Source organism: Streptomyces sp. MMG1121 (assembly GCF_001280015.1).
Taxonomy (GTDB): Bacteria; Actinomycetota; Actinomycetes; order Streptomycetales; family Streptomycetaceae; genus Streptomyces.
The window spans coordinates 1-307 of sequence record NZ_LGDV01000115.1; the positions used below are offsets into that span (position 1 = coordinate 1).

A 307-nucleotide genomic window follows, 5' to 3' on the forward strand; every position below is an offset into this window, starting at 1 on the left:
GGGCTACGGCGTCGGTACCCGCGCCCGTGGGTTCGATGCGTACGCGCAGTGCGGAGGCGCCGGACGCGAACAGGTGCAACCCGGCCCAGGAGAACGGAATTCTTACCTGGTTGTACGGGCGGGGGCCCCCCGCCGAGTCGTCCGCACCCTGCACGGCCATCGTGTGCAGGGCCGCTTCGAGCAGCGCCGGGTGCAGTCCGAACTCCCCGGCCGGCTCCTCATCGGGCAGCCGCACCTCGGCGTTCCCCGCATCGCCCAGCCTCTACCCGGCACGCAGCCCCTGGAACGCCGGGCCGTAGCCGAGCCC

The 307-nt window shown here is 73.3% G+C and carries 1 protein-coding gene; it reads right to left on the reverse strand.

Annotated elements, in window-relative coordinates; genetic code table 11:
- On the reverse strand, nt 1–235 hold a 235-nt coding region (locus tag ADK64_RS11120; protein WP_234384532.1), incomplete at its 3' end, for a polyketide synthase dehydratase domain-containing protein.
- Nucleotides 236–307: the final 72 nt, after the last annotated feature.